Annotated in this window: 17 protein-coding genes; 3 read left to right on the forward strand and 14 right to left on the reverse strand. The window is 57.9% G+C overall.

Going from position 1 to position 17,586, the window contains the following annotated elements:
• Positions 1-434 precede the first annotated feature (434 nt).
• The 3 genes from AO240_RS06510 (at position 435) to AO240_RS06520 (ending at position 2,740) form a co-directional block, all read left to right on the forward strand.
• The gene (locus AO240_RS06510; RefSeq protein WP_099235619.1) at positions 435-1,262 is read left to right on the forward strand and encodes a mechanosensitive ion channel family protein; all 828 of its coding nucleotides are present in this window, start codon (positions 435-437) and stop codon (positions 1,260-1,262) included.
• Positions 1,263-1,347: 85 nt separating this feature from the next.
• Positions 1,348-2,346, forward strand: coding sequence for an SLAC1 anion channel family protein (locus AO240_RS06515; protein ID WP_099235620.1), 999 nt, complete (start codon positions 1,348-1,350; stop codon positions 2,344-2,346).
• A gap of 67 nt (positions 2,347-2,413) precedes the next feature.
• Entirely contained in the window at positions 2,414-2,740 is a 327-nt protein-coding gene (locus AO240_RS06520; protein WP_099235621.1) for a multidrug efflux SMR transporter, read from the forward strand.
• A gap of 82 nt (positions 2,741-2,822) precedes the next feature.
• Here AO240_RS06520 and AO240_RS06525 read toward each other — a convergent pair whose 3' ends face one another.
• The 14 genes from AO240_RS06525 to AO240_RS06590 form a co-directional block, all read right to left on the reverse strand.
• Positions 2,823-3,881: a HoxN/HupN/NixA family nickel/cobalt transporter gene (locus AO240_RS06525; RefSeq protein ID WP_099235622.1), complete on the reverse strand. Its 1,059-nt coding sequence runs from the start codon at positions 3,879-3,881 to the stop codon at positions 2,823-2,825.
• Between the two features lie 63 nt (positions 3,882-3,944).
• Positions 3,945-4,910 (reverse strand): urease accessory protein UreD, encoded by a 966-nt coding sequence (locus AO240_RS06530; RefSeq protein WP_099235623.1) that lies wholly within the window; start codon positions 4,908-4,910, stop codon positions 3,945-3,947.
• Positions 4,907-5,548, reverse strand: a complete 642-nt coding sequence (gene ureG, locus AO240_RS06535; RefSeq protein WP_099235624.1) for an urease accessory protein UreG — start codon at positions 5,546-5,548, stop codon at positions 4,907-4,909. Before ureG ends, AO240_RS06530 begins: the two co-directional genes overlap by 4 nt.
• A gap of 29 nt (positions 5,549-5,577) precedes the next feature.
• Positions 5,578-6,264, reverse strand: a complete 687-nt coding sequence (locus AO240_RS06540; RefSeq protein ID WP_099235625.1) for an urease accessory protein UreF — start codon at positions 6,262-6,264, stop codon at positions 5,578-5,580.
• A gap of 23 nt (positions 6,265-6,287) precedes the next feature.
• Positions 6,288-6,929: an urease accessory protein UreE gene (gene ureE / locus AO240_RS06545; RefSeq protein WP_099235626.1), complete on the reverse strand. Its 642-nt coding sequence runs from the start codon at positions 6,927-6,929 to the stop codon at positions 6,288-6,290.
• A gap of 39 nt (positions 6,930-6,968) precedes the next feature.
• The gene (locus tag AO240_RS06550; RefSeq protein WP_099235627.1) at positions 6,969-8,687 is read right to left on the reverse strand and encodes an urease subunit alpha; all 1,719 of its coding nucleotides are present in this window, start codon (positions 8,685-8,687) and stop codon (positions 6,969-6,971) included.
• A 13-nt stretch (positions 8,688-8,700) separates the two neighbouring features.
• A complete protein-coding gene (locus AO240_RS06555; RefSeq protein WP_099235628.1) occupies positions 8,701-9,201 on the reverse strand; it encodes an urease subunit beta in 501 nt (166 codons plus the stop codon).
• A 15-nt stretch (positions 9,202-9,216) separates the two neighbouring features.
• Positions 9,217-9,519: an urease subunit gamma gene (locus AO240_RS06560; protein ID WP_099235629.1), complete on the reverse strand. Its 303-nt coding sequence runs from the start codon at positions 9,517-9,519 to the stop codon at positions 9,217-9,219.
• Between the two features lie 12 nt (positions 9,520-9,531).
• Positions 9,532-9,999: a response regulator gene (locus tag AO240_RS06565; RefSeq protein ID WP_099235630.1), complete on the reverse strand. Its 468-nt coding sequence runs from the start codon at positions 9,997-9,999 to the stop codon at positions 9,532-9,534.
• A 65-nt stretch (positions 10,000-10,064) separates the two neighbouring features.
• Complete coding sequence (locus AO240_RS06570; RefSeq protein ID WP_099235631.1) at positions 10,065-10,835, reverse strand: OmpA family protein; 771 nt, start codon at positions 10,833-10,835, stop codon at positions 10,065-10,067.
• Between the two features lie 9 nt (positions 10,836-10,844).
• On the reverse strand, positions 10,845-11,249 hold the full coding sequence (locus AO240_RS06575) for a DUF4398 domain-containing protein (RefSeq protein ID WP_099235632.1): 405 nt from the start codon (positions 11,247-11,249) through the stop codon (positions 10,845-10,847).
• Positions 11,250-11,429: 180 nt separating this feature from the next.
• Positions 11,430-14,213 (reverse strand): autotransporter outer membrane beta-barrel domain-containing protein, encoded by a 2,784-nt coding sequence (locus AO240_RS06580; RefSeq protein ID WP_099235633.1) that lies wholly within the window; start codon positions 14,211-14,213, stop codon positions 11,430-11,432.
• Positions 14,214-14,364: 151 nt separating this feature from the next.
• A complete protein-coding gene (locus AO240_RS06585; RefSeq protein ID WP_099235634.1) occupies positions 14,365-14,940 on the reverse strand; it encodes a hypothetical protein in 576 nt (191 codons plus the stop codon).
• A 31-nt stretch (positions 14,941-14,971) separates the two neighbouring features.
• Positions 14,972-17,509, reverse strand: a complete 2,538-nt coding sequence (locus AO240_RS06590) for a fimbrial biogenesis usher protein (protein WP_158231387.1) — start codon at positions 17,507-17,509, stop codon at positions 14,972-14,974.
• Positions 17,510-17,586: the final 77 nt, after the last annotated feature.

The following is a 17,586-nucleotide window of genomic DNA, read 5'->3' on the forward strand; positions in this document are numbered from 1 at the left end:
TACCATGGGGGGTTTAGCAAAACGGTTTATTATCACAACCCACCTAGGTTTTCACAGGGTTCTTTGTAAAAGCTAGAGGAACATCCAGTTATCCTAGGTAAGTCATTGATTTTAATTGAGTTCGGTGAATAGCTACGATTTGGTTCGGAGGTTGGGTGTTCCCGACAGTGATCAAGGTCTGGGGCAGGCTTCAAATTTGACCTCCAGAGCCCCCCAGCTCCGCACATAACGGTACGCATAATGTATATTATGTTAAATGATGTGTCATGCTCGTCAGAAATGCCCTACAACCCCTTGGGCTGGGTTCTACTCAACTTAGCCTTGTTAGCTGCCATTCTTTGCCGAGTCAGACAAGGCCTGCACGAAGCCGCAGGCCTTAAACGCCCTGCCCGACACCGCCCATTTCGCGTGGAGCAAAGCGACAAGGATTCCCCATGGAAACGCAATACAAACGACTGTTAACTGACACCACGACTTGGGTGCCCGTCATACTTGAATACGGTGCTCACTTCCTTTTGGCAATTGCAACACTGGTGATTGGCTGGTGGATGATCAGCGGCGTAACGCGACGCATCAGTAAGGTATTGGCGCGGCGCCATGTCGACCCTACGCTGCGCAGTTTCACCGGCAGCCTGGTTAACATGGGACTGAAGATTACGCTGATCATCAGTGTGGCTTCGATGATCGGTATTCATACCACCAGTTTCATCGCGCTGGTCGGCACTGCCGGTCTTGCAGTGGGCCTGGCGCTGCAGGGAAGCCTGTCGAACTTGGCTGGCGGCGTGTTGATCTTGCTGTTTCGTCCGTTCAAGGTCGGCGACGTCATTGAGACGCCAAACCTGTTCGGCACGGTGAACTCGATCAGGATCTTCCATACGATCATTCTCACCATAGAGAACAAAAAGATCGTGGTGCCCAACGGGGTCCTTTCGAACGGCGTTATCACCAATCTCTCCAGCGAACCGGTACGCCGCGTGACGCTGGACGTGGGTGTCGACTACGCCTGCAACCTGGCAACCGCCCGCGCAGCCCTGCTGGGTATGGCTGTCGACCCAAGGATTGAGCAGCATCCGGAACCCACGGTGGTCGTCAAAGCGTTGGGCGATAGCGCGATAGTCATGTCATTACGCGTATGGGCGAAACCCGAGCATTACTGGCACCTGTTGTATTTACTTAACGAAAGAGCCCCTGCTGCATTGGCAAAAGAAGGAATCAGTATTCCATTCCCGCAACGGGTTATTACCGTTATCAAAACTCAATAATTCTTCAGGGAAGTTAACTTAACTTCCACCTCCCTGCCCCATAGCGAAAACGCTAACGGCAAATTCCGTTTAATGAGAACGCACTATGAACGCTGCAAACATTCAGCCCGCCGTGGCCGAAACGTTGACGCGGACGAGCACGACGTCCATAAAAAATTTACCCATCAATCTGTTTGGCTCAGTAATGGGGCTAGCCGGATTGGGCCTGGCATGGCGCTTGAGTGGACAGTTTTATGGCTACGGCGCTGTGCTCGGTGAAGTACTGGGAGGCTTGGCCGGCCTTGTATTTGTATTGCTGACCCTGAGCTATTTGACCAAGTGGATAAAACACCCTGAAACCGTCCGCGCGGAGTTCAATCACCCCATCGCCAGCAACTTTTTCGGCACTGTGACCATTGCACTGTTGCTTCTTTCGGCAGTGGCGGCGCCCCACAATCAGTTGCTCGGACAGGCACTCTGGGTACTCGGCAGTCTTTTGACCGTACTACTCGCCGGCCTGCTGGTCTCCCGGTTGTTGTCGGGCGACCAAGATCAATTGCATGTTGTTCCGGCGTGGCTGGTGCCGGGTGTTGCCAGCCTGGATATTGCGGTCACCGGTGCGCACATGCCGATGAAATGGGCGCCCGAGTTTAATTTGCTTGCTGTCGCCATCGGCACGGTACTGGCGCTGATCTTCTACACGCGGATCTTTTCGCGGCTGGTCCATCAGACCACATTGGCCAAAGGCATGGTGCCCTCGCTGATGATCCTGATCGCACCGTTCGAGGTGGGCTTCCTGGCCTACGTCAACATGTTCGGCATCGATAGGTTCGCCAGCGTGTTGTTCTACTTCGGCTTGTTCCTGTTCGTGGTGCTGAGTTTCAAAGTGTTTCGCCGTGATGTGTCCTTTGGTCCTTCCTGGTGGGCGATCAGCTTTCCCATCGCCGCATTGAGCAATGCCGCGTTGACCTACGCGCATGCACAGGACAACACCCTGCTGACGATAATAGCGGCGGTGATTTTGCTGTTCCTTACCGCCGTATTAGCCGTCCTGGCAGTGAAAACCCTGACGCGGCTCTTCAGTGGCAAATTCTTCCCCAACTAATTTTCGCCCCCCAAACAGGCGAGCCATCTTTGGCTCGCTTTTTTCGTATGGGTACAGGACTTATCAAATGACCTATAACGCTTCCTGGTTATTACTGATCATCGCCGGTTTTCTAGAGGTGGTCTTCGCAGTCGGATTGAAATCTGCGAGTGGCCTTGAACGACCTTGGCTGTTGGCCGGCACCTTAGTGGTACTGGCCGCAAGCTTGACGCTGTTGACCATCGCGCTGCGCGTGCTGCCCGTAGGAACCGCTTATGCCGTTTGGACCGGTATCGGTGCCGCAGGCACAGCGCTCGTCGGAATGTACTGGCTGGGTGACGCCGTATCGTTATGGCGGCTGATATGGATCGGCTTGATTCTGCTGAGCGTTATCGGATTACGCTGGCTTAGCTGAGCGGCCGCTGGTACTCCACCAGTAAGGCCTGCAACCCAGCACCGAGGCGGATGCTGGGTTGGTTTTGCGGCGCGTTTGCAGGTCAGGTATTCGCGCGCAATTGATCATAGCCGCGCAGGTAGTAATTGAGTGCCGAGATCAACCAGCACAGTACAAACATGCCGATAATCCAATAGCCAATTTCACCGAAGTTGTCGTTGATGGCGTTGACAGGTGTCCAGATTCCACCCCGCAATTCGAGCTTTTCGGCAATCAGGCCCAGCGCCTCAACGCCTCCAATAAACAGCGCAACGACCACCGAGGCGGCAGTGATGGTGATGTTGTAGTAAAGCTTGCGCACCGGCTTGGAGAACGCCCAGCCATAGGCGCCGACCATGACGAAGTTGTCCAGCGAGTCGATCAGCGCCATACCGACCGCAAACAGCACCGGGAACACCATGATCGACCACAGGCTGATGCCGTGTGAGGCACTGGTGGCGCTGATCGCCAGCAAGCCGATTTCTGTGGCGGTGTCGAAACCCAGGCCGAACAAGAAGCCCACCGGGTACATATGCCAGCTCTTGTTAACCAGGTTGAACACTCGACCGAACAGCCGCGCCATTACTCCGCCCTGGTTAGTTGCCAGAAAATCCAGCGCTTCGGGCGCCAGAACCAAGCCTGCCTTGACCTGTTTGAATTTTTTGTACACCGATACCAGGATCACCAGGTTGAACAGGCCGAACAACAACAAGAACACCGACGACACCAGGGTACCAATCAAACCCCCGGTTTCCTGGAACCAGGCCATGTCGTCCTTGAACGCCATCGCCGTGGCGGCAATGGCGAAAGAGGCCACTATCACGATCGTGGAGTGCCCCAACGAGAACCAGGTGCCTACGGCAATCGGCCGCTGGCCTTGCTGCATCAGCTTGCGTGTGACGTTGTCGATGGCGGCAATGTGATCGGCATCCACGGCGTGGCGCAAACCGAAGCCGTAGGCCAGTAATGCGGTGCCCATCAGCACCGGGTTGGTGCCGAACTCGATAACGGCCCAGGCCCACGCAAAGCAGTTGGCCGCGACCAGGCAGGTCAACAAATACACAGCGTGACGCGTGGTGACTGACGCCTGCCTGGTAGGGGTTAGAGAGGTGCTTGCAGTCATTGACGGTTCCTTGATTGGCGATGAACGTGCGTGCGTGGTGCGGGGCATCCAGACAGGGTTGGCTTAGCGCCAGAGAAACTTCGGCTGCACGCTAATGCCCTTGATTTCTTCGCGAGCAACGGTCCAGAACGCGCGGATTTGCGCTTTGACTTCACCGCTGTCATTGCCCAATACCTTGAAAATCAGCCCGCAGTTATTCGGCAAGCGGCTGACACCGCTCGCCTGCCCCGCTGCTTGGTCAAACAACGCCGGAATGCGCTCGATAATCCGCGCGTGATGCTCCTTGGGCGTGAGCAAAATCACATTGGCGAGGATGTCAAAGGTTTGCATCACACCCGTGGCATCCAGGCTGTCGGTTTTTGGCTGCAGGATGTACTTCTCCACAAACAATTCCCGGCCCTCGAGGTTTTCAGCCGACACCCGCGAGGAGTACAGGTCAAAGCCAAAACGCTCGTCCACGTGATGATATTTGCGGCCTGACATCAACATGTCGCAGTAGATGACGGTGGCGGTTGGATGCACCTGGATGCGGGTGTGGGTGATAAACCGCGCGTTGCGATGCGGAATCACCGGGTCGGGCAAAAACTCCAGGTAGCCGCCCTCCTCGACCCTGAAGTTCTGGATTTGTGCGGCATAGTTGGCATTCATCGAATGCACTTTGGTCGCTGACTGAGTGGTGACGTGGCCACAGGCTCCCGGCCCAACAGTCACGTCTGTGGCCAAACGGTCGCCCTGCAGCACACAACCGGTGGTTGAGATCATGGTGACGCAAGGCAAGTCAGGCATTTGTTCATCCCAATACAATGCCATTTGCACCAGCGACGGTACGCGCCGCTCCATGTTCGCCAGTACGCTGCGCTTGCCACGCAGTTCAAACCCAAGCAGCAGATAACCACTTTTGCCTACCGCGCCGCTGCGCATTTGGCGCGGCTCGTCCTGATAACGCGCAAGCTCAGGCGCATCTTGCCCAATGGTGTGGGCGAGCAGCCGTGATGGCGTGTTCAGGATGTTCAGCAATTGGGAGGTCATGCAACGACCTCGGCGCCGGGTTTGTGCGCAAACAGGAACATGTGCTCGATCATGTCCACCAGCTCCTCTATCCCATGGCCGGTTTTGCAGTTGGTGAGGATGTACGGGCGGTTGTTGCGCACCACCCGGGTGTCACTTTCCATTACCTCCAGGCTCGCGCCAACGTAGGGCGCAAGGTCGATTTTATTGATGATCAAAATGTCCGCCTGCACCAGGCCGGGGCCATTCTTGCGCGGGATTTTTTCGCCTTCCGCCACGTCAATCACGTAGATATAGAAATCAGCCAATGCCGGGCTGAACGTCAGCGTCAGGTTGTCCCCGCCGCTTTCGATCATAACCAGGTCGCTGTCCGGGAACTTCTCTTCCATTTCTTCGACCGCAGCGATGTTCATGCTCGGGTCTTCACGCACCGCCGTGTGCGGGCAGGCACCGGTTTCGACGCCGAGGATTTTGTCTTCGTCGAGTATCCCCTTCAGCGTGCGCTTGACCTGCTTGGCGTCTTCGGTGGTGACAATGTCGTTGGTAATGATCAGCGGTTTGTAGCCACGGTTGATCAGGATGGGGGTGATGACTTCGATGACTGCGGTTTTACCCGAGCCCACCGGGCCGCCAATACCAATGCGGGTAATTTTTTTCACAAGTGCTCCTTACTGAAAATGTTAAAGGATTAGTTCATAAACAGCCGTACATGGGCTTTGACGTGTACGGCAGCGAGCACATCGACAATGGGCACGTAAGCGCACATCTGCTCGACATCGCCGATTTCAGCGATGGCGCAGAAGGCTTCAATCTCGTGATTGAGCTCAAACAGGATGTGCTGGGTATCGAGGTGGGTAACCCGCATCAAACGCATCGCCGCGCTGAGGATGGTCATGGCCACACCGTACTGGTGCATCACCACCACCTCCCGGGCGCCGATGCCCAGGGTCGACATCACCAAGGCCTGGGTGACCGGATAAGTACCTGGTGTTTTGCCCGCCTTGATCTGCTCCAGCCACCAGCGCACTTGGGGGTGTTCAACAACATGCATCGACATTTCGGCGAGCTTCTTGCCCATGCGTGTGGCCATCAACCGGGTTTCTTCGCTGAGCTTGCGGTTATGCACCGCCCAATCGACCCGCACGATGCCGTCGCGGTCATTGCTCTGTGCCGCCTGATGGGCCGCGACGACTGCCATGCCGTCGCCGCTGGCAGCCTGTTGCAAGGCTGTGAGCACAAACCCCTTGAGACTCGTAACGTCGTGAACGATGCCTTTTTGGATAGCGGACTCAACGCCGTTGGAAAACGAAAAGGCCCCCACGGGTAATACCGAATCGCCAAATTGCAGGATGCGAATCAAATCGGACGGTTTCATCAAAGCGCCTTTTTATGCCGCACCTAGTGCGTGTGGCGGATACCGTCGCCATGGCTGTGCGGGCCATGCACTGTCAGGGTCGCTGCGTCGAGCTTGTCTTGTGGGCTGGCGACGTGGACATGCGTAGCGGTTTCCTCGGCGCCGCCGAACAGCAGGCGCGCTTCGCAAGTGGTAAGCCTGGGCAGAATGTCAGCACCCGCCACAAACGCGTACGGCAAGTGTTGAAACCCATGGGTGCGCATCACCGAGTCCATCATCTTGGTTGCCACCGTGAGCGCGATGTACACCTCATTGTGTTGGGTCACGGCTTTCCAGTGCTGATTGCCCAGGGCGTGCCCCAGCTCGAAACTGGTTTTGATCAGTACGTCCAGGGGTTGCTGTTTAAGCTCGCGAAGGTCAATCACCATGACGTCGCGCAGGTTCAATTGCACCACCACTGCGGTCTGGGCAGGCACGTCCCACAGCAGGATATCGCCGTCGCACAGCACCACATGGCGCTCCAGCGAGATACCCAAGTCCAGCCCGCTCATGGTGGTGCGCCGGCAGCGACTTTTATGCGCTTCACGGGGGTCGAGTACCAACAAGTCAATGCGCGCGGTCTTGAGTTGCAGTTTCCAGGCGGCATCTTTGTTGGCGTTGCCGAGTATTTTTTCAATCAGGATCACGTTGCACACTCCTTCCTCGATCAGTCCTGCTGCCTGGCCTTAGCCAAAGAAATAACGCTGGTTCATCACGGCCGTTTCAATTGGGTCGCAGGTGGCGTGCACACCGTCGACTTTCACTGCAAAGGTTTCCGGATCGACGTCGATATGCGGTGTTTTGTCATTGCGCACCAGGTCCTTCTTGGAGATGGTGCGGCAGTTGCGTACCGCCATGACCTGCCGGTCCAGCCCGGCCTTTTCCTTTACGCCGTCTTCCAGTGCGGCCTGGGACACGAAGGTCACGCAGGTGTCTTGCAGGCTTTTGCCCAGCGCCCCATACATCGGGCGGTAGAACACCGGCTGCGGGGTGGTTATCGATGCGTTCGGGTCGCCCATGGCCGCCCAGTTGATCATGCCGCCCTTGATCACCATCTTCGGCTTGGCGCCGAAGAACCGCGGGTCCCACAGCACCAGATCGGCCATCTTGCCGATTTCCACCGAGCCCAGCACATGGCTGATGCCTTGCGCGATCGCCGGGTTGATGGTGATTTTTGCCACGTAGCGCAGCACCCGGAAGTTGTCGTTGTCGGCGCTGTCTTCCGGCAATTTGCCACGGCAGACTTTCATCGCATGGGCGGTCTGGACGATCCGCAGCCAGTTCTCCCCCACGCGGCCCATGGCCTGCGAGTCGCTGGAGAACATCGACAACACGCCCATGTCCTGCAGCACGTTTTCGGCGGCGATGGTTTCCGGGCGCACCCGGCTTTCGGCAAATGACACGTCGGCGGGCACGTTAGGGTTGAGGTTGTGACAGACCATGATCATGTCGAACAGCTCGGCCTGGCTGTTGATGCCATAGGGCAAGGTCGGGTTGGTGGAGCTGGGCAGCACGTTGTTCTGGCTGGCCACTTTGATGATGTCCGGGGCGTGACCGCCACCCGCGCCCTCGGTGTGGAAGGTGTGAATGGTGCGACCTTCGAAGGCATCGATGGTGTCTTCGACGTAGCCACCTTCATTGAGGCTGTCGGTGTGCACCGAGACTTGAATGTCCATCTCATCGGCCGTACGCAAGGAATAACGCAAGGCATTGGAGGTAGCGCCCCAGTCTTCGTGAACCTTCAACCCCGCCACGCCGGCAATGATCTGTTCCGCCAGCGGGTCACGCCCGCAGGCACTGCCTTTGCCGAGCATGCCGACGTTGACCGGCAAGCCTTCGAGCGAACGCAGCATCTGGCGTATGTTGTACGGCCCGGCGGTAACGGTGGTGCCGTTGGAGCCATCGGTAGGGCCAATGCCGCCGCCAAAGAAGGTGGTCACCCCGTTGGACAACGCGTGAAACGCCTGCTGCGGCGAGATCAGATGAATGTGCGTGTCAATCCCGGCGGCAGTCAGTATCAGGTGTTCACCGGAGATTGCGTCCGTGCTCACCCCCACCACCATGCCGCTGGTGATGCCGTCCTGGACGCTCGGGTTACCGCTTTTGCCGATGCCGGCAATCTTGCCATCGCGAATCCCTACGTCGGCCTTAATTACCCCCTGGATCGCGTCGATGATCGTGACGTTGGTGATCACCAGGTCCAGCACGCCGTTTTCGCGGGTCAGGTTGTTATTGGCGCCCATGCCGTCGCGCAGGGATTTGCCGCCGCCATACACCGACTCTTCGCCGTAACCGCGCAGGTCCTGTTCGATCTCGACAAACAGCTGGGTGTCGCCCAGGCGGATTTTATCGCCCACGGTCGGGCCGAACAGCCCAGCGTATTCTTTGCGTGAAATGGTAGGCATCGATGGCTCCTTTCTAAGGCGTGGAGGACTTGAAACCGAGGTCCGCCGCGCGGCGAATTGCTTGCAGTTTCTCGGGCCGCTCATGCGGGCTTTCGGCGCCATCCGGTGCCCAGCCATCCACCAGGTTGTTGAAGCCGTAAAGGGTTTGCTTGCCGCCGAAGAAAATCAGCGGCACCTCGATTTCGTCACCTGGCTCAAAGCGAATGGCCGTGGTAGCGGTGATATTCAGGCGCTTGCCATAGGCTGCGGCGCGGTCAAACTCAAGGGCGCGGTTGACTTCGAAGAAGTGAAAGTGCGAGCCGATCTGAATCGGCCGGTCGCCGGTGTTGCGCACCCTGAGGGTCGTCACCGGGCGGTCTTCATTGAAGGTAATCGGTGTACTTGCGTAGATGCAGCCACCCAGCGGTACATCGTCGTTACTGTGGGCATGTACGCCGCCGGGGTTTTTGGCGTGGGGGATGTCGTGTTGCGGGTTTGTGTCTTGATGCGGGCTTGGGATTTTTTTTGTGCTCATGGTGTATTACTCCCGTTACTTGATCGGGTCATGCACAGTGACCAGACGGCTGCCATCGGTGAAAATCGCCTCTACCTGAACGTTGGGCACCAGGTCGCTGACGCCATCCATCACGTCAGCCTTGGTCAAGACCTTGCTGGCCTCATACATCACGTCCTCTACCGTCTTGCCGTCCCGTGCGCCTTCCAGTGCCGTCACGGTGATAATCGAAACGGCTTCGGGGTAGTTCAACTTCAAGCCCCGCGCCTTGCGCCGCAAGGCGACGTCCGACAAGGTGTAGATCATCAACTTGTCCATTTCTCTCGGGGTCAGTTGCATAAGCCCTCCTGTTTACGCTGCGCTAAACATCATGGCGCCGGGCGGCCGCACATCGGCCCTCTGCCCTGGGTGTAACGGCTTAACGCCGGTGCACGGCGGCGCACTGTCAATGATCGACATGAGCCCGGCGAGTGAACGCAAGTCCGGTGTGGCTTCCAACGAGGCATGCACGGCCTGGTGATCGCACGGCACCGTGTCGACCAGCCCGATGCGATAGTCGCTGTACGTCAGTGAGTGATAAACATGGGGGTTGCACTGGCAAAAATGTGCGACGTTCACGCCTTCGTAAGCCCCCAGCAGCGCGTCCACAATCAACAGATCAAACGGCGATACCGGCGGCGCGGTCAGTGCCTCCAACTCGTGATAAGAGCCCGCGGCGGCAATGCAGTGGTAACCCAGGCGATTCAACATGTTCTCGATGACACTTCGCTCGGCCGGCCTGCTGTCGGCAATCAATATGCGTAACGCTTTGTTCGTCATGGGCAGTCTTCCAGGGCGCGGCAGGCTGAGCCCGCCACGCCTTCAGGGTGCTTTGATTGAACGGGCTATCGGGCCTGGACCGCCGATGCTCCATTGGAGACGATCACTTCAACGCGGCGGTTGAGCTGCCGGGCGCTGGCAGTGCTGTTGCCCGCCACCGGGTACTCTTCGCCGTAGCCACGGGTAGTGATGCGCGATGGATCAACGCCCTGCTGAACCAGCGCGAACGACACGGCATCGGCGCGGCGCTCGGATAACGTCTGGTTCGAGGCCTGGTTGCCGACCGTGTCGGTGAAGCCCTCGATCCGCACTTTGCGTTCAGGGTTGGCCGTCAAGAAACCAGCCAGTTGCACAGCATCGCGGCGCGCACCGGACTTCAGATCAGACTGGCCGGTATCGAACAGCACGTCACCAAAGGTGATCACCTGGCCACGCTCGGTGGGCTTGGCGTTCAGCGCCTGCAACGCCTTGAGCTGCTGGGTGCGAACATCCAGCTGCACCTGCGTGCGCTCAACGTCGATATTGGCCAAGCCTGCGCTGGCTTCACGCCCGGCAATCACCTGTTCGGCCAAGGCAATCTTCTGCGTGGCCAAATAAGCCAGTTGGTCAATGCCAGCCGCCTTGCGATCCGAATTGGATAACACGTCAGCCTTGCTCAGGGCCGCAAAGGCATCTTTGGTTTCGATCGGCGCCAGGGTGCTCGACTGGGGGTTGTCTTGCAGCGTCGAAAACTGTTGGCGTGCCTCAACCAACTGAGGGTTTTCCGCAGTGGCAGCACAGCCCGCCAACACCAGGGCCACAGCCGAGGCCAGGGGTAACAGCAAGTAAGTACGCATAGTCAGTCCTTAGCGAATAGGGGTCGGAGCGGAGGCAGGGGCTTGCAGCATTTCCTGCTTGAGCACTTGAATGCCGCCCTGGGCGTCCTTGAGCGCTTTCTGCGTCTTCGCCGTAATGGCCGTGCGTTCCGCCAGGTTGGCATCTGCCTGAATCTGCTCGGCCAGCGCCTTGACCTTTACGTAGTTTTTTTCGCCGATGTCGCGCTCCATCACGAAGACCTTGTCTTGTGCGGCCTTCATTTGCAGCGGTGCGTATTCAGTCGCTCCGGCAGAGACGGCGCGGTCGACCGCGTCTTTGGCCAGGGAAATCTGCTCAGTGGGCATCGGGGCGCTGGCACAGGCAGCCAGCGTAGCCGCGGTGATCATTAGCAACAGCGGCGCGGGAGCCCGGGTGTAGAGGTGTCGATACTTCATTCAATGCTCCAGCCACTTCAAGTTGAGTAACGTCGGGAATCAACCCAGTGGCTGATGGTGCGCGTCTGTCTCTGTGGAATAACGACGAACGGGACTGAGGACTTGTAGGGAAATTCCCACAGGTCAAAGGCCAGGCAAAAAAAGACCCGGCATAAAGCCGAGCCAAAGCACTGGGATTTCTTACCAGAGGTAGCGATAACCGAGCGTCACGCCCCAAGGCTGCTCGATGTCATCGCCTTTGGCGTATTCGGCGTCCAGGGCGATCTTGCTCTTGGCACTGACTTGCACAATGGCGCCAAACCCGAGTTCGCCACGGTCGCTGGCGAGGTCGGTTTTGAAGCGGTTACCGTTGACCTTCACGTGGCTCTTGCCAGCGTGCTCATTGATGTACGACGCCTTGACGTAAGGCTGGATATTCAAACCGTTGTCCAGCGTCAGGTTGCGCCCCAGCAGCGAGCCCACCCGGCTCTGCAGCGAGTTCACGCGCTGGGCATCCACCTGCAGCCCGTTGCTGGCGGTGTATTGCGCGCCCTGAGTGCGGGTTGCCGTGAGTTCCAGTTGTGGCTCGACAAACCAGCCGTCCTTGAGCGCGATGTGCTTGCCGACCTCAACGTCCATGCCGATCCCATGGCTGCCATAGGAGGACTTGACCGAAGAGCCGAGGTTGGTCGGCGTCTTGATGTCGGTGTCGAAATGGCTGTACTTGAGCACGCTGTCGACATAGATACCGTTGTCATTCAAGTAGGTCGCATAGGCACCGATCATCTTGCTGTCGATTGAGCCTGTGGCCCCTTCGCCAAAATTCAGGTCCGAGCGCCCTGCGCCTACCATGCCACCGACGTACACCTTGCCGCTGGCCAACGCAATCGCCTTGTCGGCGCCGACTTCCACTCCGGTGTTGTTCTGAGTGAAGGCGCGGCTGGCGTTTTCGCCGACATTGAACTTGCTGCCAATGGCCCGCGTCCAGACACCGCCCTCATCCTGGCCCATGCGCAACTCGCCCAGGCGCTTGACCAGCACGCCCATCTGCGAATTCCACAGGGTAGCCACGGCGGTCTGGGAAGCGATGGCGGCGTTGCTGCCTTTCGACAGGTCGTCGGGCTTGCCCGGTGTAGCCCCAGTGTTCACCAAAAACCAATCGTCGCCTTGCTGCTGGAGGGAGTAGCGAAACGCGCCGGCATCGACATGGTCGCCGTACAAACCAAACTGCCCGGCCCCGCCATTGCCGTCGACCAACCGCAGCTCGCCACCCGCCGCCGCCGGTTCATGCCCGGAGTCCTCGACGATCAACGTGTGATCGCCTTCAATCTGACCGCCTACGCGCAGCAGATTGCCCTGCAGGCTGGCCAGGTCCGTGTTCATCAGGAAGCTGCCGTTACCGCTGAGATCGCCATCAATGGTGAGCGTGCTGAAGGGGCTACCGCTGAAATTGACCTGACCGCCGGCCATATGCAACTGGCCGACCTGTGAGTCGCCGGTCATCTGCCACAGGCTTTTATCCAGACTCAGTTTATCCAGCCCGTGCACCATGCCCGTGAGGCTGGAGTGGTCCTGCAAGGACAGCGCAGAGTCGAGCGCATCGACCCGGATGTCACCCGACAGGTGCGAACGCTGTGCGTTGATCTTTACATCCTGGGTGTCGACCCACGTACCGTCGGCGAGCTGGCGTTGCTCCACCACCAGCAGGTCTTTGGCACTGATCTGCGAATCACTCAGGTCGATGTTGGCGCTGCCGCCCTGCACGCTGATGCCGCGACCGTCGGCGGCGCTGAGGGAACTGCCATTGATCACAAAGGTATTGCTAACACCATTAGTGGCGAGTGATTGCAGGCCAATACTGTTGGCACGGTCGGCGCTCAGGCCAACATTATCAAGGCGCACGGTGCCGCCATTCGAGGCTTGAACACCCCGCGCAAACTCACCGGTCATGTTCACGACGGAGTTGCTGATAGCAATGCTGGAACCGGAAGCCGCCACCAGCCCGATGGCGTTCCCGCTGCCGCGTATATCCACCCGATCCAGGCTTATCTGCGAATTATCACTGGCGTACGCGCCGACGCTGTTGGCGCCCACCTGCAGCGACAGGTTTTGTGCAGCAATGGAGGACGTATTGCCGGCATACAACGCATAAGCATTGCTGCCCGTCGTGTGAATGTAGCCCCCGTCAAGGCTCGCCTTGCCGCCCAGCTGGGTGAACACCCCGATAGCGCCGTCGCCCGACGTATCGATGCTCACATCACGGGCGATCAGCTCGCTGTCAGCGTCGGGTACCCAAATGCCAAACGCATTCGCGCCGCTCGTGGTGATGTGCACGGTGTCGAGTGTGCCCGTCGCATTGCGGTTGATGTTCACACCAATCGCATTGTCGCCAGCGGTTTGAACCAGCACATTGTTGAGGGTCGCGACCGCCCGCTCGGAGGCGCTTGTGCCGCGTATATAAACGCCATGGGCGGTGTTCCCAGAGGTTTGCAAGGTGCTGTTGTTCAGCGTAAGCACGCTGTTTTCCAGCACATTGATCGCAGACGAAAAGCGGCCGCCGGTGCTGAGGGTCAAATGGTCGCCATTCACTTGGGTGCCGCGCCCGAGGTTCAGCGCAAACGAATTGTCACCTGCGGTACTGATGCGGTTGTCACTGAGATCTCCAGTGTTATGGGTGCCCGCAAAGCTGAGTCCGTGGCTCATGTCACCCAGGGTTGTAATGCTGGTGCCGGTCATGACCGTGCCGACGTTGGCACCCGACACAATCACTCCGTGACTGTTCCTGCCGTTGGTGGTGACGGCGCTGTCGGTGATCAGCAAGCTTACGTTGCTGTCTCCAATGGCAATGCCCGGCACGCTATCCCCGGAGACGTCAATGATCTGCCGGTCAAACTCAAAGTCAGCGGCATGAGCAACGGTGCTGTCGGCAGCAATCACCAGGAAGACGGCGGTGAAGGTGAGCGCGAAATTCGGTAGACGATCCATAAGTAGTCCTTCTTATTTCAGCGTGCAAAAGTCCGCATCGCCCTGATTAGCAAGGCGAAGGATTGCGGGGAGAGGGACGGCGACGTGTGCGTAGCCGTAGCGTTGAGGCGGGTGCCAGTGGTGTGGAGCAGCGTCACGGGGGACGCTGGGGTTAGTAACTGTTGATTTGAAACGACAGGTTGGCCTCGAGGTTTTTTGTATCCCGGGTGCGCAGTTCAGCCACCGGCACTTGCGGCTTAAGCTCGACTTGCATCGACAGCTGCGAACCCTCCACGGGCAAACCGCCGCTGACGGCAATCACGCGGTCTCCGGGCATCGCCTCGATCGAGGCACTGGAATTCCCGGGCGGCGCACCGAGGGACTGCACTTTCGCCAGCTGAACACTGCGCCCATCGACTGAGGCATTGCTGAGCGTCACTCCGAGCTGCCCCCGCTGAGCGAAGCGAAACTGCTCGCCCTGCCCGGCCCCTTGCAGCTGAATCAAGAGCTTCGCCGGCTGCGGGCAACTGGCATTGAGGCTGATGACCCGGTTGCCCAACGGGTGCATCGCATTGCCGCTGGCGGGGTCATTTGCCCCCGGTTGAGTCACCCGACCAAAGTCCAGGTTCGAATCACTGAGGGTGATTTGGCATTCCTGAGCGGCAAAGGTCTGCTCGGCCAGAAACAGCGCGTACAGGACACAGGCTGTCAGGCCAATGGCTTGAAAATGCAAGGTTTTAAACTTCATAGCGGTTCCTGGCCCGAAGGCGGGTTTTCCATCAGCCAGCCGTGCAGGTGGCTTTTACGGTTTCGAAATAGACGTTCAAGTCAGGTTCTTCCGGGAGCTGGAAGTGGACGTTACAAGACTTGTCCTCACCCTGACTGATGCTTAGCGCATCGGTGAGTTGGTCATTGGCAATAAAGACCTTGCCGTCATCGACCACGGTGGTCACAAACTTGCCCTTGCTATCGAGTACGGCCGCGCCTTTTTCAATTGGCTTGCCCTCGGCGTCATTGATTTGCAGCAACGCGCGACGTGATTTCACTACCGCAAAGTCCAGCTTGTTGACCGAGCCGCGCCCTGCGGAAACAGCTTTGAAACCGTTTTGAATATCAACGTTACGGGGCAGGCTCTTGGTGTCGATTTCAACGCGGGTGTTCTGGTAAGCGTTGAGCTGCGGTATCACCGCATTGCCCCACGGATCGGTCCAGACCGGGCCGCTCGGTGTGGTAAGTTTCACACCGCCTACGTCCCCCACTTTCGCAACCCCGAAGGTGTCCGCCAGGGGATAGGGGGACAGCGTCACGCCATTTTCATGCACGGCCACCCCCCCACGCAGTTGTCCGCTATAGCTGGTGTTGTCCGGGCCGTTGCGTGAGTACCCCAGGTTGACTTGCGCATAACGCGGCAACAGGTTCAGGTTCCCGGCGAAGTCTTGCTCCTTGCGTTGCACGTCGCGCTCGGCAGTCAAACGGTACTTGGCAAAATCACTGCTGTTGTCATCGAAGGTGGTCCCAAAGTGAGTCGTGCCATCTCGCTTGCTGGCATAGCTGCGCACACTGCGCTTGCCGCCCAAGGGGACGCTGACCGACAGGTACATTGCGGTTCCATCGTCATCGCTGCGACGACCACGGAAATCATTATCGGTGTCGGTATGAGTTCGCCCCATCCTGCGTTCCAGATTGAAACTGACGGTGGTGTGCTTAAAGGTTTTACCCCAAGACGCTGTTGCAAACTGCGTACTTCGTCCATCGAATGAACTGCCGGTTGTGTAGCCAGCGGTCACGCTACCAAGCCACTCATCGCTCCACCCGACATTAACGCCGTACTGGTCACGGTTCAGGCTCCTGAAGGAGTCCCGCGTGTGGATCCGCGTCGTATCGAGCAGGTCACGGAAGCCCGATGTCTGACGAGTCATATTAATGCCCGCATTGAGATTTTTAGTCAGGGTGGAGTTGAGGGTTAAGCTCACTTGGGTCCCCTTGACGCCTTCTTCACCCGCGTTGGCCAGCGTGTTGCGAACGCTTGCGTATGTACTTGACGTGATGTTCGAATCCAGTGTCCAGGCTGCGGCTTGATAGCTGTTGTCACTGGCCATCAAGCCGGTGGAGAGTTTGTTGGTTGGGCTGAGCAACCATCCCCCCGAACCGGTCACCACCATGGGCGACTGCTGGTCGTCCCTGTCGAAGGTACGCACTTTACCGACAGCCACCGAATAGCCAGGTGCACTCAACGAGCCCTGCACCAGCGAAGCTGCAGCGACGGTGAAGCTGCGTGTCTCACCACTAGCTTCTATGACCCGCACGTCCAGGTCAGTGAAGCCGTTGAGCAACTGCACATCCGGCAGGCGAAACGGTCCGGCCGGTACCAAAGAGGTGTGGATCAGGGCGCCCGCCTGGCGAATCTCAACCCTTGCCGAACTCTGGGCAATACCCTCGACCGTAGCGCCGCCTAGACCCTTACCTTGCAGGCCTGTGTCCGGAACCATCTGTGCGCCCGTAATGGCGGCACCGGGGAATACTGAGTTACGGATATTGATCTGGCCGGCCTGTAACGTTGACTGCAACGGCACAAACGTCTTTTGCCCATAAGTGTAGAGGGACTGAAAATTACGCGTGTTATTTTGCACGTTATACGACTGACGACTGCGCACAATCCAATCGCCTGCATTAAACCCTACCTCAGTGTTAGTCGAGTAGTAACGACTCTCGCCATTTGAATACTGACTGTTCTGGCCCAGCACTTCATAGTTGAATAAACCTGCAATCCCGCCTGAATCGTAAATACCCTGATCCTGACTCAGAGGCCGTAAGGCATCGATACTGACCAGCAGCGAAACTTCTCCTCGACTTGGGTGTAATTCTATCGCGGTCTGCGCAAAAGCCTCCAGGAAGTCATAGCAGTCATCCTCCGATTTATCGTTTGCCCCGAGAGTAAGGTACTTGTCGCCTGGGATTATTAAATTGGCTTGATCCAGAAATGCTCGGGTAAAACATAACTGTCCCTGTTCATCAAAGAGGGCGTCGACGCTCCCCCGTTTTTTGCCATTAACCTGAAGATCTACCCGTCGAACACCCGCAGAAAAACGCTGTGCCTTGCTGAAAAATTCCGCCACTTTTATATCAAGCCCGCGGCTTTTCAGCATTTCAAGATCAAACGAAGCGGCGCGGGGTACTTCGTTTTTTGGTGGATGACTGACTGTAGGTGCAGCAGCAGATGTTGACGCCTTTGTATCTTGCGCCCAACTACCCAACAGCGCAGCCATGACCACAAATAACGGCTTAAATGCACTGACTGGATAAACGACGCGGGTCATACACGCACCCGTTCGCACGGAATGCGTCAACACGAGCAAACTAGGCATACAATACACCATCAAGAAAGTGGGGACGA

Origin of the sequence: Pseudomonas sp. ICMP 460, from assembly GCF_002723595.1 — a bacterium.
GTDB classification, from domain to species: Bacteria; Pseudomonadota; Gammaproteobacteria; order Pseudomonadales; family Pseudomonadaceae; genus Aquipseudomonas; species Aquipseudomonas kitaguniensis.